Annotated in this window: 28 protein-coding genes; 14 read left to right on the forward strand and 14 right to left on the reverse strand. The window is 72.7% G+C overall.

All coding sequences use genetic code 11. The features are described from left to right. Positions 1–45: 45 nt before the first annotated feature. From HUT06_RS34360 to HUT06_RS34370, 3 genes are all read left to right on the forward strand, one after another. Positions 46–831 (forward strand): SDR family NAD(P)-dependent oxidoreductase, encoded by a 786-nt coding sequence (locus tag HUT06_RS34360; protein WP_176199517.1) that lies wholly within the window; start codon positions 46–48, stop codon positions 829–831. Continuing rightward, the gene (locus HUT06_RS34365) at positions 831–1,751 is read left to right on the forward strand and encodes an RNA polymerase sigma-70 factor (protein ID WP_176199518.1); all 921 of its coding nucleotides are present in this window, start codon (positions 831–833) and stop codon (positions 1,749–1,751) included. The genes HUT06_RS34360 and HUT06_RS34365 overlap by 1 nt, the downstream gene beginning before the upstream one ends. Positions 1,752–1,832: 81 nt before the next feature. Then, on the forward strand, positions 1,833–2,300 hold the full coding sequence (locus HUT06_RS34370) for a nuclear transport factor 2 family protein (protein ID WP_176199519.1): 468 nt from the start codon (positions 1,833–1,835) through the stop codon (positions 2,298–2,300). A 37-nt stretch (positions 2,301–2,337) separates the two neighbouring features. On the opposite strand, the gene HUT06_RS34375 is transcribed toward HUT06_RS34370, so the two are convergent. From HUT06_RS34375 to HUT06_RS34395, 5 genes are all read right to left on the reverse strand, one after another. Next, entirely contained in the window at positions 2,338–2,505 is a 168-nt protein-coding gene (locus HUT06_RS34375) for a hypothetical protein (RefSeq protein ID WP_176199520.1), read from the reverse strand. A gap of 26 nt (positions 2,506–2,531) precedes the next feature. Continuing rightward, on the reverse strand, positions 2,532–3,143 hold the full coding sequence (locus HUT06_RS34380) for a PaaI family thioesterase (RefSeq protein ID WP_176199521.1): 612 nt from the start codon (positions 3,141–3,143) through the stop codon (positions 2,532–2,534). Beyond that, entirely contained in the window at positions 3,140–5,287 is a 2,148-nt protein-coding gene (locus HUT06_RS34385) for an acyl-CoA dehydrogenase (protein ID WP_176199522.1), read from the reverse strand. Before HUT06_RS34385 ends, HUT06_RS34380 begins: the two co-directional genes overlap by 4 nt. A gap of 3 nt (positions 5,288–5,290) precedes the next feature. Beyond that, a complete protein-coding gene (locus tag HUT06_RS34390; protein WP_176199523.1) occupies positions 5,291–6,451 on the reverse strand; it encodes a steroid 3-ketoacyl-CoA thiolase in 1,161 nt (386 codons plus the stop codon). A 95-nt stretch (positions 6,452–6,546) separates the two neighbouring features. Continuing rightward, entirely contained in the window at positions 6,547–8,145 is a 1,599-nt protein-coding gene (locus HUT06_RS34395) for an acyl-CoA synthetase (RefSeq protein ID WP_176199524.1), read from the reverse strand. Positions 8,146–8,317: 172 nt separating this feature from the next. Here HUT06_RS34395 and HUT06_RS34400 point away from each other — a divergent pair, with 172 nt between their 5' ends. Further along, the gene (locus HUT06_RS34400; RefSeq protein WP_176199525.1) at positions 8,318–9,238 is read left to right on the forward strand and encodes an SDR family NAD(P)-dependent oxidoreductase; all 921 of its coding nucleotides are present in this window, start codon (positions 8,318–8,320) and stop codon (positions 9,236–9,238) included. A gap of 92 nt (positions 9,239–9,330) precedes the next feature. Here HUT06_RS34400 and HUT06_RS34405 read toward each other — a convergent pair whose 3' ends face one another. Genes HUT06_RS34405 through HUT06_RS34415 form a run of 3 tightly spaced genes read right to left on the reverse strand, consistent with a single transcriptional unit; the run spans position 9,331 to position 11,591 of the window. Further along, complete coding sequence (locus HUT06_RS34405; RefSeq protein ID WP_176199526.1) at positions 9,331–10,107, reverse strand: SDR family oxidoreductase; 777 nt, start codon at positions 10,105–10,107, stop codon at positions 9,331–9,333. Positions 10,108–10,136: 29 nt separating this feature from the next. Then, positions 10,137–10,886, reverse strand: coding sequence for an SDR family NAD(P)-dependent oxidoreductase (locus tag HUT06_RS34410; protein WP_176199527.1), 750 nt, complete (start codon positions 10,884–10,886; stop codon positions 10,137–10,139). A 48-nt stretch (positions 10,887–10,934) separates the two neighbouring features. After that, entirely contained in the window at positions 10,935–11,591 is a 657-nt protein-coding gene (locus tag HUT06_RS34415; protein ID WP_176199528.1) for a TetR family transcriptional regulator, read from the reverse strand. A gap of 127 nt (positions 11,592–11,718) precedes the next feature. On the opposite strand from HUT06_RS34415, the gene HUT06_RS34420 reads away from it, so the two are divergent. Further along, positions 11,719–13,257 (forward strand): FAD-dependent oxidoreductase, encoded by a 1,539-nt coding sequence (locus HUT06_RS34420; protein ID WP_254715532.1) that lies wholly within the window; start codon positions 11,719–11,721, stop codon positions 13,255–13,257. 5 nt (positions 13,258–13,262) lie between these two features. Then, positions 13,263–14,414 (forward strand): S9 family peptidase, encoded by a 1,152-nt coding sequence (locus HUT06_RS34425; protein ID WP_254715821.1) that lies wholly within the window; start codon positions 13,263–13,265, stop codon positions 14,412–14,414. 80 nt (positions 14,415–14,494) lie between these two features. On the opposite strand, the gene hsaA is transcribed toward HUT06_RS34425, so the two are convergent. Beyond that, a complete protein-coding gene (gene hsaA, locus HUT06_RS34430; protein WP_176199530.1) occupies positions 14,495–15,661 on the reverse strand; it encodes a 3-hydroxy-9,10-secoandrosta-1,3,5(10)-triene-9,17-dione monooxygenase oxygenase subunit in 1,167 nt (388 codons plus the stop codon). Positions 15,662–15,807: 146 nt separating this feature from the next. Between hsaA and HUT06_RS34435 the strand changes: the two genes are divergently transcribed. The 4 genes from HUT06_RS34435 to HUT06_RS34450 are packed head-to-tail and all read left to right on the forward strand — an operon-like array spanning position 15,808 to position 18,792. After that, positions 15,808–16,974 (forward strand): Rieske 2Fe-2S domain-containing protein, encoded by a 1,167-nt coding sequence (locus HUT06_RS34435; protein WP_176199531.1) that lies wholly within the window; start codon positions 15,808–15,810, stop codon positions 16,972–16,974. Next, a complete protein-coding gene (locus tag HUT06_RS34440) occupies positions 16,971–17,210 on the forward strand; it encodes a ferredoxin (protein WP_176199532.1) in 240 nt (79 codons plus the stop codon). Before HUT06_RS34435 ends, HUT06_RS34440 begins: the two co-directional genes overlap by 4 nt. Further along, the gene (locus HUT06_RS34445; RefSeq protein ID WP_176199533.1) at positions 17,207–18,007 is read left to right on the forward strand and encodes an SDR family NAD(P)-dependent oxidoreductase; all 801 of its coding nucleotides are present in this window, start codon (positions 17,207–17,209) and stop codon (positions 18,005–18,007) included. Before HUT06_RS34440 ends, HUT06_RS34445 begins: the two co-directional genes overlap by 4 nt. Further along, positions 18,004–18,792 carry an SDR family oxidoreductase gene (locus HUT06_RS34450; RefSeq protein ID WP_176199534.1) on the forward strand — a complete coding sequence of 263 codons (789 nt, stop codon included), beginning with the start codon at positions 18,004–18,006 and terminating at the stop codon, positions 18,790–18,792. The genes HUT06_RS34445 and HUT06_RS34450 overlap by 4 nt, the downstream gene beginning before the upstream one ends. On the opposite strand, the gene HUT06_RS34455 is transcribed toward HUT06_RS34450, so the two are convergent. After that, entirely contained in the window at positions 18,789–19,226 is a 438-nt protein-coding gene (locus tag HUT06_RS34455) for a MarR family winged helix-turn-helix transcriptional regulator (RefSeq protein ID WP_176199535.1), read from the reverse strand. The two genes, HUT06_RS34450 and HUT06_RS34455, sit on opposite strands and share 4 nt — an antisense overlap. A 49-nt stretch (positions 19,227–19,275) precedes the next feature. Between HUT06_RS34455 and HUT06_RS34460 the strand changes: the two genes are divergently transcribed. After that, positions 19,276–20,109: an alpha/beta fold hydrolase gene (locus tag HUT06_RS34460; protein WP_176199536.1), complete on the forward strand. Its 834-nt coding sequence runs from the start codon at positions 19,276–19,278 to the stop codon at positions 20,107–20,109. 3 nt (positions 20,110–20,112) lie between these two features. On the opposite strand, the gene HUT06_RS34465 is transcribed toward HUT06_RS34460, so the two are convergent. Then, positions 20,113–20,709 carry a TetR/AcrR family transcriptional regulator gene (locus tag HUT06_RS34465; protein WP_176199537.1) on the reverse strand — a complete coding sequence of 199 codons (597 nt, stop codon included), beginning with the start codon at positions 20,707–20,709 and terminating at the stop codon, positions 20,113–20,115. A gap of 25 nt (positions 20,710–20,734) precedes the next feature. Here HUT06_RS34465 and HUT06_RS45375 point away from each other — a divergent pair, with 25 nt between their 5' ends. The 3 genes from HUT06_RS45375 to HUT06_RS34475 are packed head-to-tail and all read left to right on the forward strand — an operon-like array spanning position 20,735 to position 22,257. Beyond that, positions 20,735–20,869 (forward strand): hypothetical protein, encoded by a 135-nt coding sequence (locus HUT06_RS45375; RefSeq protein WP_302931859.1) that lies wholly within the window; start codon positions 20,735–20,737, stop codon positions 20,867–20,869. Continuing rightward, positions 20,866–21,288: a nuclear transport factor 2 family protein gene (locus tag HUT06_RS34470; protein ID WP_176199538.1), complete on the forward strand. Its 423-nt coding sequence runs from the start codon at positions 20,866–20,868 to the stop codon at positions 21,286–21,288. Before HUT06_RS45375 ends, HUT06_RS34470 begins: the two co-directional genes overlap by 4 nt. 57 nt (positions 21,289–21,345) lie before the next feature. Continuing rightward, positions 21,346–22,257 (forward strand): NADP-dependent oxidoreductase, encoded by a 912-nt coding sequence (locus HUT06_RS34475; protein ID WP_176199539.1) that lies wholly within the window; start codon positions 21,346–21,348, stop codon positions 22,255–22,257. A gap of 20 nt (positions 22,258–22,277) precedes the next feature. Here HUT06_RS34475 and HUT06_RS34480 read toward each other — a convergent pair whose 3' ends face one another. The 3 genes from HUT06_RS34480 to HUT06_RS34490 all read right to left on the reverse strand — a co-directional run bounded on the left by HUT06_RS34480 (position 22,278) and on the right by HUT06_RS34490 (position 26,153). Then, entirely contained in the window at positions 22,278–22,811 is a 534-nt protein-coding gene (locus tag HUT06_RS34480) for an SMI1/KNR4 family protein (RefSeq protein WP_176199540.1), read from the reverse strand. 32 nt (positions 22,812–22,843) lie between these two features. Continuing rightward, positions 22,844–24,472 carry a serine/threonine-protein kinase gene (locus HUT06_RS34485; protein WP_217711576.1) on the reverse strand — a complete coding sequence of 543 codons (1,629 nt, stop codon included), beginning with the start codon at positions 24,470–24,472 and terminating at the stop codon, positions 22,844–22,846. 85 nt (positions 24,473–24,557) lie between these two features. Beyond that, positions 24,558–26,153 carry an AMP-binding protein gene (locus HUT06_RS34490; protein ID WP_254715533.1) on the reverse strand — a complete coding sequence of 532 codons (1,596 nt, stop codon included), beginning with the start codon at positions 26,151–26,153 and terminating at the stop codon, positions 24,558–24,560. Positions 26,154–26,260 lie beyond the last annotated feature (107 nt).

Consider the following 26,260-nt stretch of genomic DNA (forward strand, 5'->3'; position numbering starts at 1 on the left):
GGTCTCGAAGACGGGTTCATTGGGCGACACGCTGAGGAGCGGGACGTGAACGAGCAGGTCGAAGAGAACCGGGAGCGCAAGGTCGCGCTGGTCACCGGGGCGAACAAGGGGATCGGCCGCGGGGTCGCCGGGCGGCTCGCCGCGCTGGGCATGACGGTCTTCGCCGGTGCCAGGGACGCGCGGCGCGGCGCGGAGGCCGCCGCCGCGCTGCGCGAGGCGGGCGTCGGCGGCGGCGATGTGCACGCGGTCGCCCTCGATGTCACCGACCCGGCCACCGCCGAGGCGGCCGCGCGCCTGATCGAGGAGCGGTTCGGCCGCCTCGATGTGCTGGTCAACAACGCCGGGATCACCGGCTCGGGCCAGGTCTCCCCGGAGGACGCCACCGACCAGGTGCCGAGTACGGTCGACCTGGACATGGTCAGGGCCGTGTTCGAGACCAACGTGTTCGGGGTGATCGCGGTGACGAACGCGATGCTGCCGTTGCTGCGCCGCTCACCGGCGCCCCGCGTCGTGAACGTCAGCAGCCACGCCGCGTCGCTCACCCTGCTCAGCGACCCGGACGGCCCCTTCGCGGCGCTGCTGCCGTCGGCGGCGTACAGCCCGTCCAAGTCCGCGCTCAACGCGCTGACCGTGCACTACGCCAACGAGCTGCGGAAGGACGGCGTCCTGGTCAACTCCGTCGCCCCGGGGTTCGTCGACACCGACAGCAATGACCACACCGGATTCCTGACCGTCGAGCAGGCCGCCGCGACCGTGGTGCGCCTGGCCACGCTGGACGCGGACGGGCCGACCGCCGGCTTCTTCGCCGAAGAGGGGCCGGTGGCCTGGTGATGGACGGCGGAGAGGAGGACTTCGAGGCCCTGCGGCCGCTGCTGTTCTCGATCGCCTACCGGATCCTGGGCAGTGTCGGCGAGGCCGAGGACGCGGTCCAGGAGACCTGGCTGCGGTACACGTCCTCCCCGACTCGGCCCGTGTCCACCAAGTCCTTCCTCTCGGCGGTGGTCACCCGGATATCGATCGATGTGCTGCGGTCGGCCCGGCTGCGCCGGGAGGAGTACGCCGGGCCGTGGTTCCCCGAGCCGCTGCTGACCGACCCCTACCAGGACCCGGAGCGCTCGGCGGAACTGGCCGACTCGCTGTCGATGGCGGCGCTGCTGCTCCTGGAGCGGCTCAGCCCGCTCGAACGCGCGGTCTTCGTGCTGCGGGACGTGTTCGGGTTCGGCTTCGACGAGGTCGCGTCCGCCGTCGGACGCTCCGAGGCCGCCTGCCGCCAGCTCGCGGTGCGGGCCCGCCGCCACATGGACGCGGGCCGCACCCGGTTCACCGCCGACCGGACCGAGCGCACGGAACTCGCCGGGCGGTTCCTCGACGCCTTCCGCGAAGGGGACGTCGAGGGACTGCGCGAACTCCTGGCCGCCGACGTCCAGATGGTCGGCGACGCCGGCGGCAAGGCCCCGCAGCTCGGCAGCCAGATCATCGGCCTGGAGAAGGTGGCCCACGCGCTCGCCTGGTCCGTCTCGCGGTTCGTCCGGGCCGGCGCCGTGCTGGAACAGCGGGAGGTGAACGGGCAGCCGGGCGCGATCGTCCGCGACGGGGACGGCAGGGTCCTCAGCACGTGGGCCCTCGACATCCTCGACGGCCGGATCCAGACGATCCGCACGGTGAACAACCCCGACAAGCTCCACCACGTCGGCCCCGTGGGCGACGCCTGGGACGCTCTGCGCGCCGCGAATCGGCCATTCACCGATTGACCGGCCGGGACGCAGGCCCTGTGCACACTGTTGGGGCCTGCGTCCGCAATTCTCGCCTCGCGGCGGGGTTATGGTGAGCCGATGACCGAGACTCCTCGCGACATCTTCCTGAAGCTCGTGCACGGCGTCTGCGAAGAGCGCTGGGCGGACGTGGTGGACCTGTACGCGGAGCAGACAGACGTCTCCCATCCGTTCCACCCGCTGGGAGCTCCTCCCATGCTTTCGCGAGAGGAACTCCGCACCCATTTCGGCGGCGGGCCGCAGCCGTACCAAGGCACCACGCTGCGGCGCCGGCCGACCCGGATCAACGTCCACGAGACCACCGATCCCGAGGTCATCGTGGCGGAATTCCAGTACGAAGGCGTCGTGGTGGAGACCGGCGAGCCCTTCACGATCCCGGGCATCTTCGTCATGCGCGTCCGGGACGGGAAGATCGTCGAATCCCGCGACTACCTGGACCATCTGCGATCGGCGGCGGCCCGCGACCAACTCCCCGAGGTGCTGAACGCCATTCAGCACCATTATGGAAAGGGTTCTGACGTCAGCTGACAGGCCCCCTCCGCGTGCGGCGGAGGGGGTTCCCCGGCTAGACCGGGTAGCGGGTGGCCTCGTCGACCTCCGCGCTGCTCGGGTCCGCTATCACCTGGGGTTTGGGCGGGACCTCCTGGCCGGACACCGTGTCCTCCAGGTGGACGCGCGGCGGCAGTGCCCGCCAACGGCCATCCGTGTTCTCGGACCGCTCGTCATCGCTCATATGTCCATCATGCCCCGAGACTTCCGTCAGCGGGGGCGTGGTGGGTGTTTGGCGATGAAAAGCCCCTCGGCGGAGACGCAGATCTTCCCGCCCGCCTTGATCTCGCCGGTGGTGCGGATCTTGCGGCCGTCGACCGAGGTCTGGCGGGCGGTGATCGTCAGGGGCTCGAAGAGCGGGGTCAGGTGGTGGTAGCGGAGGGTGAGTTCCGCCGTCACGCCCGACTTGCCCGCCCAGCCGTTCGCCACGCCGAGGGTGTGGTCGAGGAGGAGCGCGGAGACTCCGCCGTGGACGCTGGACGGCGGGCCCTGGTAGGGCAGGCCCAGCGTGACCGTGCCCTCGATGGTGCGGGAGTCGACGGCGCTGTAGGCGACGGGTGGGGCGATCGGGTTCTCCGAGCCGGTGACGGGGTCGTGGCGGGTCATGCCGTCGCCGCGCCACATGTCGACCAGGCGGTCCTCCATGGGCGGGGCCGTCGCCTCCAGGTCGTCGGCGACGGCGTTGAGGCGGTCGGTGACGGACGCCATGTCGGCGTCGGTCATGTCGCCGGAGCGGACGAGGGCGTCGATGACGCGGCGGGCCGCCTCGACGGCCGCGTCCACTCCGGCGGGGCGGGTGCCCGAGGGCAGGTCTATCGTCATGCGGCGTCCCTGGGCAGGCCGAGGATGCGCTCGCCGATGATGTTGAGCTGGACGTCGGTGGTGCCCCCCGCGATCGACATGTTGCGGGAGTTCAGGAACATCCAGGTCGGGTCGCCCATGCCGCCCTCGCCCCGGCCGGTGAGGGCCTCGGGGCCGATCCAGTCCACGGCGGTCTCCCACACCTGCTGGATGTGCTCGACGCCGATCAGCTTGCCGATGCTCGACTCGGCGCCCGGCTGGCCGCCCGCGAGGGTGCGCAGGGTGGTGCGCAGGCCGAACAGGCTGCTGGACTGGGCGTCGCAGAGGATGCCGCCCAGGGTGGTCAGGCGCTCGTCGTCGGCGTCCTTGGCGAGCTTGAGGAGGGCCTCGCCGCCGCTGCCGAGGGACGAGTCGTTGGACAGCGACACGCGCTCGTTGGCGAGGGTGGTGCGGGCGAGCTTCCAGCCGTCGCCGGGGGCGGCGACGAGGAGGTCGTCCGGGATGAAGACGCCGTCGAGGAACACCTCGTTGAAGAGGGTGTCGCCGGTCAGCTCGCGGAGCGGCCGGATGTCGATCCCCGGGGACTTCATGTCCAGGAGGAAGTACGACAGTCCCCGGTGCTTCGGGACGGACGGGTCCGTGCGGGCGAGCAGGATGCCCCAGTCGGCCTCGCGGGCCATGGACGTCCACACCTTCTGGCCGGTGATCTTCCAGCCGCCCTCGACCTTCTCCGCGCGGGTGGACAGCGCCGCGAGGTCGGAGCCCGCGCCGGGCTCGGAGAACAGCTGGCACCAGCGGATGTCGCCGCGCAGGGAGCCGGGCAGGAACCGCTCGTGCTGGGCCGCCGAGCCGTGCGCGATCAGCGTCGGCACCACCCAGTTGCCGATGATCATGTCGTGGGCGCGCAGGCCGGCGGCGCGCATCTCCTCGGCGATGACCAGCTGGGTGACGGCGTCCGCGCCCTTGCCCCACGGGGCCGGGAGGTGCGGGGAGGTGTAGCCGCGGTCGGCGAGGTAGGTGGTGCGCTCCTTGCCGGTGAGGGCCTTGGCGGGTTCCAGCTCGGCGCGGATGCCGGTGCGGATCTCCTCGGCCTCCGGCGGGAGTTCGACGCTCAGTTCGCGGCGGACGCCGTCGAGGGTCAGCCGGGCGACGCGGCGGCGCCACGAGGCCGTGGAGCCGAGCAGGACGCGGAGCGTCTGCGTGCGCCGCAGGTAGAGGCTGGCGTCGTGCTCCCAGGTGAAGCCGATGCCGCCCAGGGTCTGGATGCAGTCCTTGGCGGTCTGGAACGCCGCTTCGACGCTGGTCGCTCCCGCTACGGCGGCGGCGAGGGACGCTTCCCGGGAGGCCGGTTCGTCCTGCGCGCGGGCCGCGTCCCAGGCGCACGCGCGGGCCTGCTCGGCGTGCGCGAGCATGCGGGCGCAGCGGTGCTTGACGCCCTGGAACTGGCCGATGGGGCGGCCGAACTGCTCGCGGACCTTGGCATAGTCGGCGGCGGTCGCCGTCGCCCAGTCGGCGAGCCCGGACGCCTCGGCCGCGAACAGCACCGCGGCCAGGTCCCGGACGGTCCGCGCGTCGATGTCCAGGACGGCGACGAGCGCGCCGGTCACCTCGATGGTGGCCAGGCGGCGGGTCAGGTCGTGGCTCGGGTGCTCGTCGACGACGGCGGCGGTTCTGGGCAGGACCGTCCAGATCGTCTCGGTGCCCTGCCTGGCCGGGACGATCAGGAGGTCGGCCAGGGGCGCGCCCATGATGGGGCCCGACTTGCCGGTGAGGGTGGTTCCGGTCAGTTCGAGCGTGCCCGCGTCCAGGCCCAGGGCGGCGGTCTTCGTGCCGTCGGCCAGGGACGGCAGGTGCTCGGTGTGCCCGGCGCGGTGCAGGACGGCGCTCGACAGGACGGTCGGCAGGAACGGGCCCGGCGTGATGGCGCGGCCCAGTTCCTCCAGGACCACGGCCAGCTCGACGATGCCGTAGCCCGCGCCTCCGGCGTCCTCGGGGAGGTGGAGGCCGAGCAGGCCCTGCGCGGCGAGGTCGGTCCAGAACTCCGGCGCCTTCTCGCGGCCGGCGTCCACACTGGTGCGGACCGCGGCCGGCGTCACCTGCCGGGAGGTGAAGGCGCGCACGGCGTCGCGCAGGTCGCGGTGCTCCTCGGTCAGCCCGATGGTCATTGCTCAGATCCGTTCGATGATCGTGGCCGTGGAGTGCGCGCCGCCCGCGCACATCGTGACGAGCGCGGTCGACTTGTCGGACCGTTCCAGCTCGTTCACGGCCTGCGTGATGAGGCGGGCGCCGGTCGAGCCGACCGCGTGGCCGAGCGCGATGGCGCCGCCGTTGACGTTGACCTTGTCCATGTCCGCGTCGAGCACGGACGCCCAGGACAGCACGACCGACGCGAACGCCTCGTTGATCTCGACGAGGTCGATGTCGGACAGCTTCATGCCCGCCCGCTCCAGGACGTGCCGCGTCGACTCGATCGGCCCGTCCAGGTGGTAGTACGGGTCGGACCCGACCATGCCGGACGCGACGATCCGGGCGCGGGGGCGCAGGCCCAGCTCGGCGGCCCGCTCGGCGGACATCAGCAGCACGGCGGCCGCGCCGTCGCTGATCTGGGACGAGTTGCCGGCGGTGTGGATGCCGTCCGGCAGCACCGGCTTCAGCCCGGCGAGCGCCTCGGCGGTCGTGTCGCGGAGCCCCTGGTCGCGGGTGACGACGGCGGTCTCGCCGGTCGGGCCCTCCTTGGTCATGACGGGCGCCTCGACCGGGAGGATCTGCCCGGCGAACCGGTCGTCCGCCCAGGCCGCCTTCGCCTTGGCCTGCGAGGCCAGGCCGAGCGCGTCGGCGGCCTCGCGGGTCACGCCGCGGTTCTTCGCGATGCGCTCGGCGGCGGTGAACTGGTCGGGGTAGTCGATGTCCCAGCCCTCGGGTGCGGGGCTGCCGGTCTCCGGGGTCAGCGCCTGCCCGAGGAACACCCGGCTCATCGCCTCGACGCCGCAGCCGATGCCCGTGTGGATCGTTCCGGCCGCGATGAGCCCGGCGATCAGGTGCACGGCCTGCTGGGACGAGCCGCACGCGCAGTCGATGGTCGTGCAGGCCGTCGTGTAGGGCAGGCCCGCGTACAGCCAGGCGTTGCGGGTGACGTTGTTGGACTGCTCCCCCGCCTGGGTGACGCAGCCGCCGACGACCTGCCCGACCGTGGCCGCGTCGACGCCGGCGCGGTCGAGCAGCCCGCGCTGCGTCGCCCCGAGCAGCTGCGCCGGGTGCAGCCCGGACAGGGCGCCGTAGCGCTTGCCGACCGGTGTCCGGACGGCATCGACGATGACGGCCTCGGGCATGGGTGTCTCCTTGAATGCGTGGCGGGTGCCCCGGTCGGGCCGGGATCGGTGTCGGTCGGTCCGGGGTCGGCCGGTCCCGTGTCAGTCGGTCTGGGTCAGTCGGTCTGGGTCAGGACGCGCTTGGCCCACCGGTAGTCGGCCTTCCCGCTCGGTGAGCGCAGGACCGTGTCGGTGAACGTGACCACGGCGGGGATCTTGTAGCCGGCGAGGTGCTCGCGGCAGTGGGCGCGCAGGTCCTCGGCGGTGGCGGACGCGCCCGGGCGCAGCTCGACGACGGCGGCGACGCGCTCGCCGAAGCGGTCGTCGGGGACGCCGGCGACGAGGGCGTCCATCACGGCGGGGTGCGCCTTGAGCGCCTGCTCGACCTCTTCGGGGAAGACCTTCTCGCCGCCGGTGTTGATGCAGCCGGACCCGCGGCCGAGGACGACGACGGTGCCGTCCGCCTCGACGCGGGCCATGTCGCCGAGGATCGACCAGCGCTTCCCGTCGATGACGGGGAACGTCTTCGCGGTCTTCTCCGGGTCGTTGTGGTAGCCGAGCGGGACGTTGCCGGAGCGGGCGACGTACCCGACGTCGTCCGAGCCGGGCGCGACGGGCCGCATGGCCGCGTCCACGACGGTGACGCGGGAGTCGGCGGCGAGGCGCATCAGGCCGTCGTCGCCGACGCTGATGTTGCCGTCCACGCCCGACTCGGACGCGCCGAAGCCGTTGTTGACGTGGATGCCGGGGATCAGCTCGGCGAACTCGTCCTGGACGCTGCGCGACAGGATCGCGCCGCCCGAGCCGAGCACCTTCACCGACGAGATGTCGTGCTCGGCGCCGTGCGCGCGGATCGCGTCGGCGAGCGGGCGCGCGATCGCGTCCCCGACCACCGCGACGATCATGGGCTGCTCGCGGTCGATCGTGCGGAGCGCGTCGACCGGGTCGAAGCGCCGCATCAGGATCGTCTTGGAGCCGGTGAACAGCGCCATGAGCAGTGTGTAGGACGCGGCGCCGTGCATGAGCGGCATCGTGAGCAGGAAGCTGAGCTCGAAGCCGCTCTTCGCGGCCTCGGCGAGTTCGCCGGCGGTGAGGCGCGGGTCGCCGTAGGGGTTCCCGCCCTTGAGCGCGGCGAAGTAGAAGTCCTCGTGCCGCCAGACGACGCCCTTGGGGTTCCCGGTCGTGCCGCCCGTGTAGAGGACGTAGTGGTCGTCGGCGCTGCGGCCTTCGCGGAGGGACGGGTCGGGCTCGCCCGGCTCGGCGGAGTAGTCCTCGACGCTGATCCGGGCCGGCCACGCGGGCTTCTCGGCGGTCTCGCCCGTCCGGACGACGGTGACGGCGCGCAGGTCCGGGCAGTCGCCGGCGACGCGGGCGGCGGCGGGCGCGAACGCGTCGTCCACGACCAGGCCGGTCAGCTCGGCGTTGCTGTAGAGGTAGTGCAGCTCGCGGTCGGTGTACCGGTAGTTGATGTTGACCGGCACGGCGCGGGCCTTGAGGCAGCCGAGCAGCGTCTCGACGTACTCGGCGCTGTTCAGCATGTGCAGGCCCACGTGCTCGCCCGGCGCGATGCCCGCCGCGCGCAGCCGGCGGCCCACCGCGTCCGCGCGGGCGTCCAGCTCGGCGAAGGTCAGCCCGCGGTCGCCGCAGACGAGGGCACGGCGGTCCGGCACGGCCGCCGCCACGGCCTCGAAGAGGGTCGCCAGGTTCAGCGTCATACCCGTCACACTAGAATTCGTTCTCATCTGGAGGCAACGAGAGTCCCACTCAGCGGTCGCGCCGATGGCGTGTACCACCGGCACCCGCTCAGCGGGACCCGATCCCGGGTAGAAGTAGAATTCGTACTAGCCTCCGACACCGGCAACCGAACACACCGACCCGGAGGCTTCGATGAACGCTGACCTCTCCCTGGCGGGCCGCACCGCCATCGTCACCGGCGCGGGCGCCGGGCTGGGCCGCGCCGAGGCCCTCGCCCTGGCCGCGCAGGGCGCCAACGTCGTCGTGAACGACATGGGCCCGGCGGCGGACGACGTCGTCGCCGAGATCAAGAAGGCGGGCGGCGAGGCCCTCGCGGTGAAGGGCGACGTCGGCGACTGGTCGATGGGCGACACGCTGGTGGCGGCCGCCGTCGACACCTTCGGCTCGCTGGACGTCCTGGTCAACAACGCGGGCGTGCTGCGCGACAAGATGCTGTTCAACCTGTCCGAGTCGGACTGGGACGACGTCATCCACGTCCACCTGAAGGGCCACGCGTCGGTGTCCCGCGCCGCCGCCGTGCACTGGCGCGCCGCGAGCAAGGCGGCCGGCGGCCCCGTCTACGGGCGCGTGGTCAACACCGCGTCGGAGGCGTTCCTGTTCGGGTCCGCGGGCCAGCCGAACTACTCCGCCGCCAAGGCCGGGATCGTCGCGCTGACGCTGTCGACGTCCGCCGGGCTCGGCCGGTACGGGGTGCGCGCCAACGCGATCTGCCCCCGCGCCCGGACCGCGATGACGGAGGCGACGTTCGCCGAGGGCACCGCGCCCGGCGGCGTGGACGTGATGGCGCCCGAGCGGGTCGGCACGTTCGTCGGCTACCTGGCCTCCCCCGCGTCCGAGAAGATCACCGGCCAGGTGTTCGTGGTGTACGGCGACATGGTCGCGCTGATGGCCGCGCCGACCGTGGAGCAGAAGTTCACCGCGGCGGACGGCGTGTTCTCCGTCGAGGAGTTCGGCGCGCAGGTGACGCCGTACTTCGAGGGCCGCGACCCGCACAAGACCTACGCCGCCTACAGCGTCGCCGCGCTCGACAACACCGGCACCAGCAAGTACTGACCCCCGCCTTCGGACCCGCCGGTGGCCGCCCTCGGCGCGAGGGGCGGCCACCGGCGCCCGTCAGAAGTGCGCCGTGTCAGAAGTGCGCCCTGTCAGAAGAGCGCCGCGTCGCGCAGGGTCGCCTCGGCGCCGCCGTCGACGTAGATGACCTGGCCGGTCATGTGGCTGTTGGCCGGGGAGATCAGCCAGTCCAGGGCCGAGGCGATCACCTCGGGGCCGGCGAAGCCGTTGAGCGGCATCGGGACGGCCTCCTTCATGATCTGGAACATGCCCTCGTCCTCGAACAGCGGGGCGCTCATCGGGGTCTTCACGACGCCCGGCGCGATCGCGTTCAGCGGGATGCCCGCGCCCGCCCACTCGGGGGTGGTGCAGACCCGGCGGAGCCACTGCGCGAGCGCCGACTTCGACGACGGGTACAGCCGGCCGCCGGCGCCGCTCTCCTCGACCTTCGTCGCCGCCGCCAGCGCCGCGGGCTCGTCGCCCTCCAGGCAGGCGCGGACGACGTCGTCGTCCACCGGGTGCGTGCCGGAGATCGAGCCGACCACGGCGGCGCGCGGCGCCTCGGCCGCGGCGAGGGCGGGGCGCAGGCCCTCCAGCAGCCCGACGACGCCGAAGAAGTTCACCTTCACCGGCATGACCGTGAAGTCGGAGACGCCCGCGCAGGCCACGACGGCGTCGAGCCGTCCGCCGGCCCTCTCCAGCGTCTGCGCGACCGCGCTCGCCCGGCCCTCGGGGACGCTGAGGTCGGCGCAGACGTCGGCGTCGCGCAGGTCGATGCCGATGACGTTCTCGCCGGCGTCGCGGAGCATCCCGGCGAGGGACCCGCCGATGCCGGACGCCGAACCGCTGACGGCGATGGTGCGTGCCATGCCTGCCTCCCGTGCCATGTGTCTGCCTCCTAGGTGTGGGCGCCGCCGTCGACGCGGAAGTCGGCACCGGTGTAGTAGCCGGCGTCGGACGAGGCGGCGAACGCGATCGCGGCGGCGATCTGCTCGGGCTTCGCGGCGCCGTAGTAGGACCGGATCTTGGAGAAGTAGTCGAGGTCGAGGCCGGGCGGGAACATGTCGGGCGACCGAACCAGCGGCGTGTCGACCGCGCCCGGGGAGATCGGCACGACGCGGATGCGGCGCGCGGCCAGCTCGGCGGCGAGGCTGAGGGAGAACGCCAGGACGGCGCCCTTGGACGCCGAGTACGCCGTCATGTACGGGTTGCCCTGCGTCGCCGACAGCGAGGCGGTGTTGACGATCACGCCGGTGCGGTCGGGGAGGTGCTTGAGCGCCTCGCGGCAGAACAGCGCCGTGCCGACGAGGTTGACGGAGAACAGCCGGTTCAGGTCGTCGACGGTCAGCGTCTCGATGGGGGTGGTCTTGTGGATGCCCGCCACGTTGACCAGGACGTCGATGCCGCCGAGGGTGTCCGCCGCGTCCGCCACGGCCGCGACCACGGCGGCCTCGTCGGTGACGTCGGCGGTGCGGGTCGCGATGGTTCCGGGCCCGGTGACCGCGGCGGCGGTCTCGGCCAGGCCCTTCTCGGCGAGGTCCACGGCGTAGACCGCGGCACCCTCGGAGATGAGGCGGATCGCCGTGGCCCGTCCGATGCCGGACGCCGCCCCGGTGAGCAGCACTTTCACGCCGTCATAGCGATTCATGGCGGCACGCTAGCCGCGGCCCCGGCCGGCCCGCCGGGACCGTCCCGATCACTGGGAGGCCGCCCCATCGGCCGCCCCGCCGGGGGCGCCGCCCGGGGTCGCGTTGGAGCGGGGGGCGAGCAGCAGCCGGCAGGCGAGCCGGATGTCGCTCTCCACGTCCGCCATGGAGGCGCGCCCGTTCAGGCTCGACTGGAGCACCCCGTACCAGCACTGCATCAGCAGCCGGACGAGCGTGACGTCCTGCGCGGTCGGGACCTCGATGCCCACGGCGCGCAGCAGGATCTCGCGGAACGTGCTGTCGATGTGGACCGTGTCGGCGACGGTCGCGACGTGCGCGGTGTTCGACGCGTGCAGCATCGACGCCGACAGGACGGGCTGCGCCATCAGGTTCCGGCTGGCCTGCACGAGCAGGTCGGCGACCGCGTCCTCGGGCGCCACGCCGGGCGCGGGCTCGACCACCTGCTCGCGGAGCCGGTCGACCTGCGCCGCCATCACCGCGGTGAACAGGTGCACCTTCGACGGGAAGTACCGGTACAGGGTGCCGATCGCCACCCCGGCGGCCTTCGCCACCTCGTGCATCTGGACGCGTTCGAGGGACTTCTCCGTACCGATGCGCGACGCGGCGCGGAGGATGCGCTGCCGCCGGTCGTGCTGCTCGGGTGAGCTGGGCTCGGCGGACATCCTCGCCGCTGCGATCCTCGCCACGGTCCTCCCCCCGGGTCCATCGGTGTGCTGACAAGGAAGAATATCCAGCCTCCGCGTCTTTCCCGCGATCGCCGATACCGGTCAGTGGGACGCGCCGTCCCCCCGTGTCGCACGCCACGTTTACGTTGTGGCCGCGCTGGATCGCGAGGCTGGAGGGGACGTCACCGTGGGGAAATGGGACGACGAGTACGACGTGGTGGTGGCCGGCTCGGGGGCCGGCGCGATGGCCGGGGCGCTCGCCGCGGCCTCGGGAGGGCTGCGGACGGCCGTCCTGGAGAAGACGCGGGTGCTCGGCGGAACGTCGGCGTACTCGGGGTCGGCGATCTGGCTGCCCGGTACGCAGGTGCAGGAGCGCGCCGGGCTCGGCGACTCGGCGGACGCGGCGCGCACGTACCTGCGGGCGCTGCTCGGTGACGCCGAGGAGGAGCGCCGGGAGGCGTTCCTCGCGACGGCGCCCGAGCTGGTGGAGTTCCTGGAGAAGGACCCGGAGATCGAGTTCCGGTTCCAGGCGTTCCCCGACTACTTCGCCGCGCCCGGCCGCATGGACATGGGCCGGTCGTTCGTGCCGCTGGAGCTGCCGGTCGAGCGGCTCGGCGAGCAGGCCGGGCTGGTGCGTCCGCCGGTCGACCGCGACCGGGCGGGCCGGGGCCACTCGGCGAAGCCGCTGGCGCAGGGCCGCGCGCTGATCGGGCGGCTGCTGCTGGCGTTCACCGCGACCGGGAACGGGTCCGTCCTGACCGGGACCCCGCTGACCGGCCTGATCGTCGAGGACGGCCGGGTCGCCGGCGTCGAGGCGGGCGGGCGCCGGATCCGGGCCGCGCGGGGCGTGCTGCTGGCGGCGGGCGGGTTCGAGGCGTCCGCCGAGCTGCGGTCGGCGCGTGGCGTGCCGGGCGGCGCGGACTGGACGATGGCCCCCGACGGCGCGAACACCGGCGACGCGATCGAGGCGGCCGTGGAGATCGGCGCGTCCACCGGCCTGCTCGACCAGGCGTGGTTCTGCCCCGGTCTGCTCACCGCCGACGGGCGGCCCGCGTTCACGCTGGGCTTCCGGGGCGGGCTGATCGTGGACGGCTCGGGCCGCCGCTTCGCCAACGAGTCGCTCCCCTACGACCAGATGGGGCGGAAGCTGGCCGCCGCCGAGGGACCGTTCCACCTGGTCTTCGACGCGCGGTCGGGCGGGCTGCCCGCGATCTCCGTCCCGCCGCTGGCGGCCGACGAGCAGGTGGCGTCCGGGACGTGGGTCCAGGCGGACTCGATCACCGATCTCGCCGCGAGGACCGGCCTGCCCGCCGACGCGCTGACCGCGACCGTCGAGCGCTTCAACGGCTTCGCCGCCAAGGGCTCCGACGACGACTTCCACCGCGGCGAGGACCCCTACGACCTGTACTTCTCCGGCGGAAAGCCGTGCGTCGTCGCCGTCGACCAGGCCCCGTACTTCGCGGCGGAGGTCGTGCTGAGCGACCTCGGGACGAAGGGCGGGCTGCGCACCGACGCCGACGCCCGCGTCCTGGACGGCGAGGACCGCCCCATCCCCGGCCTCTACGCCGCCGGCAACACCAGTGCCTCGTTCACCGGCCCCGTCTACCCGGGGCCGGGCGTTCCGATCGGGTCGGCCATGGCGTTCGCCTACCGCGCCGTCCAGCACATCAGGAGGGACCACACGTGAGAATCATGGGAAGGGTCGCGGTCGCGGCCGTCACCTGCGCGGCGGCGGCCGGCATCACCGCCGTCCCCGCGCAGGCCGCGCCCGCGCAGCGCGGCAAGCTGCTGAGCAGCCGCCCGCTGGCGAACGCGGCGGCGCTGCCGAGCGCGTCCGCGAACCGGTTCGTCACCTACGTCTCCGAAGGCGTGGGCGGCAAGCGGATCACGGTGACGGGCACGGTCGCCGTCCCGAAGGGCACCCCGCCGCGCGGCGGCTGGCCGGTGCTGAGCTGGGCGCACGGCACCACCGGCACCGCCGACCGCTGCGCGCCGTCCGCCGACACCGCGGACGGCCCGGCGCACGACTACCTGTCGGTCACCGAGCAGTACCTGGACAAGTGGGTCGCGAACGGGTTCGCCGTCGTCCAGACCGACTACGAGGGCCTCGGCACGCCCGGCGGGCACCCGTACATGAACGGCGCCAGCGAGGCCAACACCGTCACCGACATCGTGCGGGCCGCCCGCAAGGCCGACCACCGCATCGGACGCGACTGGTACGTCGCCGGGCACAGCCAGGGCGGCCAGGCGACGCTCTACACGGCCGCGGCCGCGCAGAAGCCCCGCGACGTCCGGTTGAAGGGCGCCGTGGCGATCGCGCCCGGCTCGTCCATGAGCCAGACCGCGCAGTACGTGAAGGCGCAGTACCCCGGCGCCGAGATCGCGCTGCCGTTCCTGTTCGTCCTGCTGAACGGGGCGAACGCGGCCGACCCGGCGTTCGTCCCCGAGGACCTGCTGACCGACGACGCCGCCGCCGTCGCCAAGGCCGGCCGGACGGACGCGTGCCTGCTCCAGCTCAAGCAGCTCAGCAAGAACCTGGCGCTGAACAACGTGTTCCGCCCGGACGCCGACCTCACGCGGTTCGAGAACTACTACGACTCGCAGGAGGCGCTCGGCCTGACCATCAAGGTCCCGACGCTGGTCGTCCAGGGCACCGCCGACCGCGAGGTCTCCCCCGCCGCGACGCAGAACATCGTCGGCGACCTCTGCAAGCGCTACGGGAGCATCGCCTACCGGCCGTTCGAGGGCGCCGACCACCGGGGCGCCATCCCGGCGTCGTTCGACACGGCCCTGCGGTTCGCCAAGTCCGTGCAGAACGGCGGAACCCCGCCCACCACCTGCTGAGCCCATCACCTGCTGACCGGCGCGCGCGGCCCCGTCCCCTCGCGGACGGGGCCGTGCGGCGCGCGTCCCGGATCCCCGGGTCAGACCAGGTTGTCCTCCACCTTGAGGCCGAAGATGCCGCGGCCCCACATGGACAGGGCGTGCTCGACGTCGTTGGCCACGTGGACGCTGCCGGCGTGGGCGTCCCGCCAGGCGCGCTCGATGACGTTGCCGCGGTGCAGCGAGTTGCCGCCGGCGGTCTTGAACAGGATGTCGATCGCCTCGATGGCCCGCTCGGTGCCGCGGACCTGGTCGCGGCGGGCGCGCAGCCGCAGCTCCATCGGGATCTTCTCGTTGCGGGCCGCGTACTCGTGGATCTCCCGGACGTTCCGGTCGGTCTGCAGGATCGCGGCGTCGATCTCCGACGCGGCGCGGGCGACCGCGACCTGGGCGTGCGGGTCCTCGACGAAGCGGCCGCCGCCGAGGCTGAGCCGGATCCGGTCGCGCATCTTCGCCACGTAGTGGTCGTGGCAGCCGGCCGCCATGCCGATCACGCTGGCCGCGACGGTGCTGGTGAAGATCGTCCCGAACGGCATCCGGTACAGCGGGCCGGCGTTGACCTTGCGGCCCGGGTTGCGCAGCTGCGCCTGCTCGAAGTTGCGCATGGCCCGGTGGGACGGCACGAACGCGCGCTCCACCACGATGTCGTCGCTGGCGGTGCCGCGCAGGCCCATCGAGTCCCAGACCTCGCGGATCTCGTAGTCCTGCTTCGGGACGAGCACCGTCATGAAGTCGACCGGGCGGCCCTCCGCGCCGACGACGAGCGCACCGAGCAGCGCCCACGAGACGAACTGGACGCCGGACGAGAACGACCAGCGGCCGGACAGCTCGTAGCCGCCGTCGACCGGGGTGAGCCGGCCGATCGGGGCGTAGGACGAGGAGACGAGCGTGTCGGGCCCGGCCTCCCACACCTCGCGCTGCGCCTCGTCGTCGAACAGCCCGAGGTGCCAGGAGTGGACGCCGAGGATCGCGGCGACCCAGCCGGTCGACCCGCACGCGCCGGAGATCTCCCGGACCACCTCGTAGAAGGCCACCGGGTCGCCCTCGGTGCCGCCGTACCGGGCGGGCTGCAGCATCCGGAACACCCCGGCGGCGGTCAGCTCGCGGATCGTCTCGGCGGGGATGCCCCCCTTCTCGTCCACGGACCGGGCCCGCTCGGCGATGCCCGGCAGCAGCTCGCGCACGGCGTCCAGGACCTCGTTGCTCATCCCTGCTCCCGTCTTCCTGATACGGCTTTTGCAGGAGACCATGCTGCCGTGCCGCCGCGAGGGCGGGCGTCCCGGCCACCGGGACTCACCGGCCGGGACGGTGACCTGCGACCTAACGTTCGATTTACCCATCCATCGCCGAAGGGATGATCCACGTGACCGCAACCGAGTCGGACGCCGTCCGCGCCATCGAGGCGGAGGCGATCTCCCGCCGTTTCGCCCGGGGATGGCACTGCCTCGGGCTGGCCGAGACCTTCAAGGACGGCAAGCCCCACACGGTCCACGCGTTCGGCCAGAAGCTCGTCGTGTTCACCGGCGAGGACGGGAAGACCAACGTCCTGGACGGCTACTGCCGGCACATGGGCGGCGACCTGTCCCAGGGCACCGTCAAGGGCAACGAGATCGCCTGCCCCTTCCACGACTGGCGCTGGGGCGGCGACGGGCGCTGCAAGAAGATCCCGTACTCGCGCCGCGTCCCGCTGCGCGCCCGCACCGCCGCCTGGCCGACGATGGAGCAGGACAAGCTGCTGTTCGTCTGGAACGACCCGGAGGGCAACAAACCCCCGGCGGACGTGACGATCCCGGTGATCGAGGGCGCGACCCGCGACGACTGGACCGACTGGCGCTGGACGGAGCAGGTGGTCCACACCAACGCCCGCGAGGTCATCGACAACGTGGTCGACATGGCCCACTTCTTCTACATCCACCAGTCGTTCCCGACGTACTTCAAGAACATCTTCGAGGGCCAGACCGCCACGCAGATCATGAAGGGCGTGACCCGGGAGGACTCCCGGCGCAGGCGCGAGGGCTCCGGCGGCGGCGGGCCGCGGATGCTCGGCAACACCTCCGTCGCGTCCTACCACGGCCCCTCGTTCATGATCGACGAGCTGACGTACCACTACGAGGGGTACGACCTGAACTCCGTCCTGATCAACTGCCACTACCCGATCGACGAGAACTCGTTCTCGCTGCACTCGGGGATCATCGTGCAGCACAGCGACAAGCTGCCGCCGGAGGCGGCCGAGGCGACGGCGCAGAAGCTGTCGGAGTTCATCCTGGTCGGCTTCCAGCAGGACGTCGAGATCTGGAAGAACAAGACCCGCATCGACAACCCGCTGCTGTGCGAGGAGGACGGCCCCGTCTACCAGCTGCGCCGCTGGTACGAGCAGTTCTACACCGACGTCGCCGAGGTCAAGCCGGAGATGACCGACCGGTTCGAGTTCGAGATCGACACGACCCGTCCGGTGGAGTCGTGGAAGAAGGAGGTCGAGGAGAACCTCGCGCGCCTGGACGCCGAAGGGGCCTCGGCGTGACGACACGCCAGGACGAACGCCTCCTGGACGGCCCGCTGGTGCCCGTCGCCTGCCGCCGCTGCGCCGCCGAGGTGCTGGTGCGCAAGTCGAGCTGGGAGCAGACGAGCATCCAGTGGAACGCCGCCGCGCGGGCCGCGTGCGTGAACCTCGCCGAGGACCCGCACGACACCTGCCCGGCGCTGCGCTCGGCGATCCAGGAGGCGGCGCTGACCGGCGCCGTGCGGGTGGTCGAGTGACCGGACGACTCTCCGGGCGCGTCGCGGTCGTGACGGGCGCGGGCGACGGCATCGGACGCGGCGTGGCGCGCCGCTTCGCCGCCGAGGGCGCCCGCGTCCTGGTGGCGGAGCTGAACGCCGACAGCGGCGCGGCGGTGGCCCGGGAGCTGGCCGAGGAGTTCGGCGCCGAGGCGCGGTTCGTGCCGACGGACGTGACCGACAAGGCGCAGGTCCACGGCATGGTCGCGGCGGCCGTCGAGGCGTGGGGCTCGGTCGACGTCCTGGTCAACAACGCCTGGGGCGCCGGCACGGTGAGCCGCGTCGAGACCAAGACCGACGAGCAGCTCGCCCGCGGCTTCGCGATGGGCTACTACGGCCCGCTGTGGGCGATGCAGGCCGCGTTCCCCCACATGAAGGCGCGCGGGTGGGGGCGCGTCATCAACATGTGCTCGCTGAACGGGGTCAACGCCCACGTGGGGACCCTGGAGTACAACTCGGCCAAGGAGGCCCTCCGGACGCTGACGCGTACCGCCGCCCGCGAGTGGGCGCCGACGGGCGTCGTCGTCAACGCGATCTGCCCGGGCGCCAAGAGCGCGGCGTTCCGGCGGATGGCGTCCGAGCACCCGGAGATCGAGGCCGCGGCCGACCGCGCCAACCCGATGGGCCGCCTCGGCGACCCGGAGACCGACATCGCACCGGTGGCGGTGTTCCTCGCGTCCGAGGACGCCCGCTACCTGACCGGCAACACCCTGTTCGCGGACGGCGGCTCGCACATCAACGGCGTCGCCTGGACCCCGGACCTGGACGGAGAGCAATGATCGACACCTATGGCCCGTGGGCCGTCATCGCCGGCGGCTCGGAGGGGGTCGGCGCCGCGTTCGCACACCGCCTCGCCGACGCGGGCCTGAACCTCGTGCTGATCGCCCGCAAGCCGGGCCCGCTGGCGGAGACCGCCGAGGCGGTCCGGGCGAAGGGGGTGCAGGTCCGCACGCTGGAGCTGGACCTGATCTCCCCCGACCCGCTGACGAAGGTCCGCGAGGTCACCGACGGCCTGGACGTCGGCCTGATGATCTTCAACGCGGGGGCGAACAGCTACGGCCACGAGTTTGTCACCGGCGACCTGGAGCGCTTCCAGGGCGTCATCGACCTGAACATCACCGCGCAGCTGGCGTTCACCCACCACTTCGGCGCGCTGATGAAGGAGCGGGGCCGCGGCGGCCTGCTGCTCGTCGGCTCCCTCGCCGGGTACATGGGCCAGGCGCAGATCAGCATCTACTCCGCCGTCAAGGCGTTCGGCCGCGTGTTCGCCGAGGGCCTGTGGCTGGAGATGCGCGAGCACGGGGTGGACGTCCTGGAGCTCGTCCTCGGCGTGACCCGCACCCCGGCGATGGAGCGCGCCGGCCTCAACATGGACATGCCGGGCCTGAACGTCGCCGAGCCCGACGACATCGCCCGCGAGGGCCTGGAGCACCTGAAGGACGGCCCGATCTGGGTCGCGGGCGGCAACTACGAGGCGGCCCAGAAGCGCGCGGGCTTCCCCCGCGACCGCAAGGTCCTCGGCGCCCACGAGGCCATGAAGCGGATGCTGCCCGACCCGTCCTAACCGCCCTCGACGTGCGCCTCGTAGAGGCGTTTGAGCAGCCGGTTCAGCTGCAGGCGGTCATCGCGGCCCAGGGGTTCCAGGAAGTCCTCCTGCTCCTGGGCCGCTCTGTTCGCCAGGTCCCGGACGAGGGCCGTCCCCTCCTCGGTGAGCGCGATGAGGCGGCGCCGGCGGTCGGCGGCGTCGGTCCGGCGCTCGATGAGGCGCCTGCGGGCCAGCGGGTCGAGGACGGCGACGATGTTGCGCGCGTCCACGGCGACGAGTTCGGCGAGCCGCCGCTGGCCCGTCGAGCCGCGTTCGTCGAGGGCGAAGAGGACCGTGTACTGGCCTTGCGTCAGGTCGTGGGCGGCCAGGAAGGCCGTCCATGAGCGGGCCGTGAGCGACCCCATGCGGGCCAGCAGGAACCCGGTTCCACGTTCGTAGCGAGGGCCGTCCACGGCGTCCATCATATTCGACATGATGCATGTGCTCTGATAGACATGATTCATGTCTATTATTTCGGTGGACGGCCGGTCGCTGCATGTCGAGGAGTCGGGAGACCCCTCCGGGCGGCCCTACCTGTTCCTGCACGGCTGGCCCGAGTCGTGGCGGACGTGGAAGCCAGTGATGGACGCCGCCCCGCCCGACGCCCGCGTCATCGCCCTCGACCTGCCCGGCATCGGCGGCTCGACGGGCGGCACGGACGGATCGAAGGCAGGGCTGGCGTCCGTGGTGCACGCCCTGGTCGAGCAGCTGTCCCTGACCGATCTCACACTGGTCGGGCACGACGCCGGCGGGATGGTCGCCTACGCGTACCTGCGCCGGTATCCCGTGGGCCGCGTGGTCATCATGAACACCGTGATCCCCGGGGTCGACCCGTGGAGCGACGTCCTGCGGAACCCGTACATCTGGCACTTCGGGCTGCACGCGGTCCCCTCCCTGCCCGAGACCCTCGTGCGCGGGCGGCAGGCCGATTACTTCGACTACTTCTACGACGTGCTGTCGGTGGACCCGTCCAGGATCACCCCCGAGTCGCGGGCCGCCCACGTCGCCGCCTACGAGAGCGACACCGCGCTGACGGCCGGTTTCGACCTCTACCGGGCCTTCGCAAAGGACGCCGAGGACAACGCCGCGCTCACCGAGCCGACCGCGACACCCGTCCTCTACCTGCGAGGCGACGGCGAGCACGGCGCCATGCCGGTCTACGCGGCCGGCTTCCGCGAGGCCGGAATCGAGAACCTGACGACCGCGATCATCGAGGACGCGGGCCATTTCGCCCAGGAGGAGCAGCCGGACCGGGTGTGGGCGCTCATCGCCGCCTTCGCCGGCGGGCCGGAGTGAGGGTCAGCCGCGCCGCAGCCCGGCCATGATCGCTCGGAGCACGCCGGCCGCCTCGTCCCGCGCCCGGGCCGGGTCGGGGGCGGCCCCGGCGGTCATGGCCGCCTCGCACAGCGCGCTGAACAGCAGGCGCGTGAGCATGTCGATCGCGTCGACCGCGAGTTCGCCGGCCGCCGCCAGGTCCGCCAGGAGCGCGCGGACGGCGGGCAGCCCCAGTTCCGCGTCGAGCTCCCGGCACCGTTCGACGCCCAGCGCGGCCGGGGCCTGCTGCAGCAGGGAGCGGTGCGCGGCATCGGCGACCGTCCCGTCCATGTAGGCGTCCAGAGCGGCCATGAGCCGCTCCCACGGGGTGTCGTGCCGGGCCGCCGCCGCGGCGACCGCCTCCACCAGCCGGTGCTGGCCCTCGGTGAACACCGCCTCGAACAGGTGGGCCTTGTCGGTGAAGTGGTAGTACACCGACCCCTTGCTGACGCGCGCCGCGTCGGCGACGTCGTCGATCGTGGCGGCCGCGAAGCCCCGCTCGGTGAACAGCTCCCGCGCGGCCTGGAGCACCGCGCCCCGGGTGAGTTCCCTGTATTCGGCACGGCGGCTCTTGACGGACATGCCGACCAGATTACAGTCTTCGACCATGAGTCAGTTTTCGACTGTCAGTCATGAAGAGCTGGAGACGGTCGCGGGCTCCGGCACGTTCGTCCCGCACGACCGGCCCGAGCGGCTCACCGAACCGCTCGCCGGCTTCCTCTCGCGAAGGGCGGCCCGATGACGCCGGACGACTTCCCCGCCGTCTTCGCCGAGGGCTGGGCGCTGCCCAAACCGGACGCGTTCCTCGACCATTTCCGGCCGCTCATCCACGGCGACGCGGTCTTCACCCAGCCGATGTTCCCCGACGCGCACGGGCTCGCGGAGGTCGAGCGCATGTTCCGGCGGCTGTTCGCCCTGTTCCCCGACATGGACCTGACCGTCCGGACCAGCGCGGTCCAGGGCGGCACCGTGTTCATCGAGTCGGACTGCACCGCGACCCTCGGGCGAAAGGCCGTCCGTTTTGGGGTCTGCGACCGGTTCGCCATCGCCGACGGGACGATCCGGGCCCGCGCCTCCTACTCCGATCCGCTTCCCGTCCTGCTCACCGGCCTGCGCCGCCCGTCCTGCTGGCCGCGCCTGCTCCGCTCCCGCACGGCTTGACCTCAAGATTGGTTGAGGTCTTAACGTCGTTCCCGATCACTACTGAAGGGGGACGTCATGAAGGCGATGGGATTCGACGAGCCGGGCGGGCCGGACGTGCTGAGGCCGCTGGAGCTGCCGGCGCCCGAGCCGGGACCGGGCGAGGTGCGGGTCCGGGTGCGGGCCGCCGGGGTGCAGCCCTACGACCTGGCCATCCGGGAGGGATGGGCGCCGCCCGGGACGCCGGAGGGCTTCCCGCGCGTCCCCGGCAACGAGTTCGCGGGCGTGGTGGACGAGGTGGGCGCGGGCGTCACCACCGTCCGGCCGGGCGAGGAGGTGCTGGGCTTCTGCCGCCTCACCGCCTACGCCGAGTACGTCGTCGTCCCGGCCGACGCGGTGACGGCCAAGCCCGCGAGCATGCCGTGGGACGTGGCGGGCGGCTTCCCGGCCGCCGTCATGACTCCGCACATCGCACTGGAGGAGATGGCGATCGGGGAGGGCGACACGCTGCTCGTCCACGCGGCGGCGGGCGGTGTCGGGACGGTCGCCGTCCAGCTCGCCCGCATCGCCGGCGCGACGGTCATCGGGACCGCCCGCGAGGCCAACCACGACTACCTCCGCTCGCTCGGCGCGATCCCCGTCGCCTACGGGGACGGGCTGGCGGAGCGCGTGCGCGCCCTGGCGCCGGACGGCGTGGACGCCGCCCTGGACGGCGCCGGCGGCCATGCCCTGGACGTGTCGCTCGACCTGGTCAAGGACCGGACCCGCGTCTTCACGCTGGTCGACCACGCGCGCGCCGCCGACCTCGGCGTGCGGACGATCCCGCCCACGAAGCGGTCGGTGTTCCGCATCGCCGAGGCCGCGCGCTTCTACGACGAGGGCCGCCTGCGCATCCACGTGCGGGCGTCCTTCCCGCTGGAGCGTGCCGCCGACGCCCACCGCGAGGTCGCCACAGGCCACGGCCGCGGCAAGGTCGTCCTGCTGGCCTGACCGGCGGCACAGATCCGTGGTCAGCCGTCGTCCTCGACACGGGTCATGCCGAACCGGCCGGACGCCTCCAGGTCGCGGTGGGCGGCCAGCTCGCGGCGCCGCATGTTCTCCAGCGAGACCAGGAACTCGCGGAACGTGGCGAACGACTCGGACGGCTCCTCGCCTTCGACGTACGTCCACACCGGCGGGTCGGCCGGAGCGGTCGAGGCGTGCGGGATGTAGTACAGGACGTATCCCTGGTGCATGGCGATGACGAGCGCGTCGTCCAGCATGGACGGGTCGAGGTCGTTCTCGGCGAGCAGTTCGGCCGCGTCCTGCCGCAGTTCGAGGAGGTCCCGGTAGGCCCAGTCGGTGCCCCGCATCAGCGGGTAGGGGCGTTTGCCCATCACCGCGAGGAAGTCCCGGTAGAGCGCGGGCAGCGCGACGACCCGCTGGGCCCGCACGACGGCGGCGATCTCCTCGCCGGAGCAGCCGAGGAAGTCGCCGGGGCCGGCGAGCCCCTGCGCCAGCAGCCGGTCCCGGAACTCCATGACCGAGGACGCGTCGCGATCCATTCGGCCTCCACTCAGGTCGGTGTGGCGGGGCGTCAGACGATGCGGGTGCAGAGGGTGCGGCCGCGGATCTCCCAGTCGACCCTTCTGCCGCCGGGCGGGCAGGAGGACGCGGTGGTGTACGCGGTGATGCGGAGGACGAACTCGTAGGTTCCCGGAGCGGAGCCGTCCCCGCAGGGCCACGAGGTCATCAGGTCGGCTTCGCTGACGGAGACCGTGTCCTCCTCCGCACCCTTGTTGGCCAGGAAGCACTGGCCCACCCGGAACTGGCGCCGCACGCAGAGGACGATCTCGTTCCCCTCCTCGCCGTGGCTCCACCGCGACTGCCCTTCCAGCTCGCTGCCGCCGCGGCAGGCGGCTGGGTCGTCGGCCACCTTGAACACCTTCACGTAGGCGTCCGCGCGGCCGCAGTCGACCGCGCGCGGCTTGCTCCTGCTCCATTCGTCGGATTTGTACGGGTCCCGGTGGGCGTCCAGGCAGTCGCCGACGGAGATCTTCTCGAACGCCGCGCGGGTCGAGCCGGAGAGGACGACGCTGTCGGACGTGCTCGCGGCGGACGCCCGGGGGCTGGGCGTCGTGGGAGTCGGGGACGGGCCGGCGGTGCTCGCGGTGGTGGCCGCGGCGGCGGGCGCGGCCGGTTCCTCCCCGCCGTTCCCGATGGCCCAGACGGCGAAGGCGATCACGAGGACGCCCAGCACCGCCGCCGCGGCCGCGACCAGCGGGGGCCTCGGCCGGCCGAGCGGCGGGATCCGCGACGCGCCCCCGGCCGGGGGCGCCAGCACGTCCGTCTCCGCCACGCGCGTGGCGATCATCGTGGCGACGGGCTCCGGCAGCGTGGCGTCCTCGTCCTGGACGAGCGCGGAGCAGCGGTCGAGGAACTCCTCCGGGCCGGGCCGGTCGGCCGGGTCCTTCGCCAGGCCCGCCGTGATCAGCGGGAGCAGCGGCTCCGGCACGCCGTCCAGGTCGGGTTCCTCGTTGACGACGCGGTAGCCGAGGGCCTCGATCGGGCCGTCGCCGAACGGCCGCCGTCCGGTGGCGGCGAAGGCCAGCACGGCGGCCAGGCAGAACACGTCGCCGGCCGGGCCGACCTCGCCGCCCCGGAGCTGCTCCGGCGACATGAACCCGGGCGTGCCGACCGTGCTGGTGGTCGTCTGCGAGGTCGCGTCGAGCGCGCGGGCGATGCCGAAGTCGATGATGCGGGGCCCGTCCTGCGCGAGCAGCACGTTTCCGGGCTTGAGGTCCCGGTGGACGACGCCCCGCTCGTGGATCGCCATCAGGCCCTCGGCCAGGCCCGCGCCGAGTCCCGCGACCGCCGGGGCGGAGAACGCGCCGTGCTCGGTGACGGCCTCGTGCAGCGACGGGCCCGCGATGTACTCGGTGACGAGCCAGGGCGGGTCGGCGTCGGCGCGGGCGTCCACCACCTGCACGGTGTGCACGCCGCCGACGCGCCGCACCGCCGCGACCTCCGCCTCGAACCGCCGCCGGAACTGCGCGTCCTCGGCGAGGTGGGGGTGGATCACCTTGACCGCGACCGGCCGCCCGCCCTTCGAGCGGCCCAGGTAGACGCGGCCCATGCCGCCCGCCCCCAGCCGCGCCAGCAGCCGGTACTCGCCGATCCTCTTCGGGTCGCCCGCCTGGAGCGGTTTCAGCTTCTCGCTCGACACCCGCACGTCCTCCCGCACCGACTGGTGATCAGGATCGCACTTTTCCACAAGGGCGGGCGGATGTCCGCCGGACGGGAGGGGCCCCTCAGGTCAGTTCGTAGGTGCCGGCGCGGTGCTCGTAGACGGGGTCGGGGGTGTTCCAGGCCGCGTCGCGGAGGGTCCGTTTGATGACCTTGTTGGTGGGGGTGCGGGGCAGGGCGTCCACCAGGCGGATGTAGCGGGGCGTCCACTTGGTGCCCAGGTCCGGTTGGGCCGCCAGGAAGGCGGTGAAGGACGCGGGGTCGAAGGTGCGGCCCTCGGCGAGCGTCACGGCGGCCATCACCTGGTCGCCCACGTGCGCGTCCGGGACGGCGTAGACGGCGACGTCGGTGAAGGGCTCGTAGCGGGCCAGCAGGCGTTCGACGGGGGCGGCGGCGAAGTTCTCGCCGTCCACGCGCAGCCATTCGTCGTCGCGGCCGGCGAAGTACCAGTAGCCGTCCTCGTCGCGGTAGGCGAGGTCGCCCGACCACGTCCAGCCGTTGCGGACGCGCTTCGCCGTCGCCTCGGGGTTGTTGTAGTAGCCCTCGAACTTGCCGGCGCCGCCCGTGTCGACGATCTCGCCGATGGCCTCGTCGGCGTTGAGCAGCGTGCCGTTCTCGTCGAACTTGGCGCGCGGGCACTCCTGGAGGGTGCCGGGGTCGATGACGAGCGTCCCGGCCTCGGCGACGCCGAGCGAGCCCCGGGGCGTGCCGGGGACGCGGTTGAGCCGGATCTCGCCCTCGCTGGAGCCGTAGGAGTCGATGACCGTGCAGCCGAAGCGGCGCGAGAACTCGGCGATGTCGCGCTCGTTCGCCTCGTTCCCGAACGCGATGCGCAGCGGATTGTCGGCGTCGTCCGGCCGCTCCGGGGTGGCCAGGATGTAGTTGAGGGGCTTGCCGACGTAGTTGAAGAACGTGACGCCGTGGCGGCGGACGTCCGGCAGGAAGCCCGACGCGGAGAACTTGCGGCGCAGCACGATGCGGCCGCCCGTCGCGACGGCGGGCGCGATGCCGGCCATCAGCGCGTTCGAGTGGAACATCGGCATGACGACGTAGAAGACGTCGTCGCGGGTGAGCGAGCGGCGGTCGCGCTGCTGGACGGCGATCCGGCCGAGCCTGCCCTGCGAGCAGATGACCGCCTTGGGGGCCGAGGTCGTGCCCGAGGTGAAGACCAGCGAGAAGATCGTCTCCGGGGCGACGGCGGCGGGGACGGGCGGCGCGGGCTCGGCGGCGGCCAGGAGGTCGCCGTACTCGGGAGCGTCGACGGTCAGCGTCCGGATGTCGGCCAGGCCGTCCAGCAGCGGCGCGCGGGAGGTCTCGGTGACCAGCAGCGCGCAGTCGGTGTGGGCGATGTCGCGGGCCAGCTCGGCGCCCCGGCGGGTCGGGTTCAGCTCGACGACCGGGATCCCGGCGAGCGCCAGGCCGAGCAGCCAGAACAAGTGCTCGGGGCCGTTGTCCAGGAACAGCCCGGCATGGCCGCGCAGCTCCCGGACGAGCCCCGCCCGGCGCCGGGACTCGGCGACCACCTCGCGCCACGTCCAGGACACGTCCTCGAAGTTCAGGGCGGTGCGGTCGTCGCCGGCGCGGGCCGCGACCAGCTCCGCGAACGCGGTCTCGCGGCCCGGGCGGTCGTCGCCCAGGACGGCGGTCTTCTCCTGTTCCACGCCGACCACGGTGGCCACCGCGGGCACCGACTGTGATCCGGATCCCACTCAGCGGGACCGGCGGCGCCGAATGCGGACGGCCCTGTTTACCTCGTTCCGGCCCGACA

This window comes from Actinomadura sp. NAK00032 (assembly GCF_013364275.1).
Classification (GTDB): Bacteria; Actinomycetota; Actinomycetes; order Streptosporangiales; family Streptosporangiaceae; genus Spirillospora.

What these genes read in the sequence shown, in the direction of transcription:
- HUT06_RS34365 (WP_176199518.1), top strand. Translation starts at nt 831, where the DNA reads ATGGACGGCGGAGAGGAGGACTTCGAGGCCCTGCGGCCGCTGCTGTTC.
- HUT06_RS34370 (WP_176199519.1), top strand. Translation starts at nt 1,833, where the DNA reads ATGACCGAGACTCCTCGCGACATCTTCCTGAAGCTCGTGCACGGCGTC.
- HUT06_RS34375 (WP_176199520.1), bottom strand. Translation starts at nt 2,505, where the DNA reads ATGAGCGATGACGAGCGGTCCGAGAACACGGATGGCCGTTGGCGGGCA.
- HUT06_RS34380 (WP_176199521.1), bottom strand. Translation starts at nt 3,143, where the DNA reads ATGACGATAGACCTGCCCTCGGGCACCCGCCCCGCCGGAGTGGACGCG.
- HUT06_RS34385 (WP_176199522.1), bottom strand. Translation starts at nt 5,287, where the DNA reads ATGACCATCGGGCTGACCGAGGAGCACCGCGACCTGCGCGACGCCGTG.
- HUT06_RS34390 (WP_176199523.1), bottom strand. Translation starts at nt 6,451, where the DNA reads ATGCCCGAGGCCGTCATCGTCGATGCCGTCCGGACACCGGTCGGCAAG.
- HUT06_RS34395 (WP_176199524.1), bottom strand. Translation starts at nt 8,145, where the DNA reads ATGACGCTGAACCTGGCGACCCTCTTCGAGGCCGTGGCGGCGGCCGTG.
- HUT06_RS34400 (WP_176199525.1), top strand. Translation starts at nt 8,318, where the DNA reads ATGAACGCTGACCTCTCCCTGGCGGGCCGCACCGCCATCGTCACCGGC.
- HUT06_RS34405 (WP_176199526.1), bottom strand. Translation starts at nt 10,107, where the DNA reads ATGGCACGCACCATCGCCGTCAGCGGTTCGGCGTCCGGCATCGGCGGG.
- HUT06_RS34410 (WP_176199527.1), bottom strand. Translation starts at nt 10,886, where the DNA reads ATGAATCGCTATGACGGCGTGAAAGTGCTGCTCACCGGGGCGGCGTCC.
- HUT06_RS34425 (WP_254715821.1), top strand. Translation starts at nt 13,263, where the DNA reads ATGGGAAGGGTCGCGGTCGCGGCCGTCACCTGCGCGGCGGCGGCCGGC.
- hsaA (WP_176199530.1), bottom strand. Translation starts at nt 15,661, where the DNA reads ATGAGCAACGAGGTCCTGGACGCCGTGCGCGAGCTGCTGCCGGGCATC.
- HUT06_RS34435 (WP_176199531.1), top strand. Translation starts at nt 15,808, where the DNA reads ATGATCCACGTGACCGCAACCGAGTCGGACGCCGTCCGCGCCATCGAG.
- HUT06_RS34450 (WP_176199534.1), top strand. Translation starts at nt 18,004, where the DNA reads ATGATCGACACCTATGGCCCGTGGGCCGTCATCGCCGGCGGCTCGGAG.
- HUT06_RS34460 (WP_176199536.1), top strand. Translation starts at nt 19,276, where the DNA reads ATGTCTATTATTTCGGTGGACGGCCGGTCGCTGCATGTCGAGGAGTCG.
- HUT06_RS34465 (WP_176199537.1), bottom strand. Translation starts at nt 20,709, where the DNA reads ATGTCCGTCAAGAGCCGCCGTGCCGAATACAGGGAACTCACCCGGGGC.
- HUT06_RS45375 (WP_302931859.1), top strand. Translation starts at nt 20,735, where the DNA reads ATGAGTCAGTTTTCGACTGTCAGTCATGAAGAGCTGGAGACGGTCGCG.
- HUT06_RS34470 (WP_176199538.1), top strand. Translation starts at nt 20,866, where the DNA reads ATGACGCCGGACGACTTCCCCGCCGTCTTCGCCGAGGGCTGGGCGCTG.
- HUT06_RS34475 (WP_176199539.1), top strand. Translation starts at nt 21,346, where the DNA reads ATGAAGGCGATGGGATTCGACGAGCCGGGCGGGCCGGACGTGCTGAGG.
- HUT06_RS34480 (WP_176199540.1), bottom strand. Translation starts at nt 22,811, where the DNA reads ATGGATCGCGACGCGTCCTCGGTCATGGAGTTCCGGGACCGGCTGCTG.